At 59.6% G+C, this 272-nt stretch carries 1 protein-coding gene; it reads left to right on the top strand.

The features are described 5' to 3' along the window. Positions 1 to 272: AMP-binding protein (locus ACW9IB_RS29540; protein WP_457416867.1), on the top strand; the 272-nt coding region annotated here is incomplete at both ends.

Here is a 272-nt window from a genome sequence, read left to right on the forward strand (position 1 = left end):
ACCGGCCAGCCGAAAGGCGCGGGCAACCGCCACTCGGCGTTGCTGAACCGCCTGCGCTGGATGCAGGAGGCCTACGCGCTGGACATCAGCGACAGCGTGTTGCAAAAGACCCCATTCAGTTTTGACGTGTCGGTATGGGAGTTTTTCTGGCCGCTGATGACCGGTTCAAGATTGGTCGTCGCCGCTCCGGGTGATCATCGCGATCCGGCCAAGCTGATCAGTTTGATCAATGCCGAACAGATCACCACGCTGCATTTCGTGCCGTCGATGCT

The sequence above is a fragment of the Pseudomonas sp. SDO524_S393 genome, from assembly GCF_054071875.1.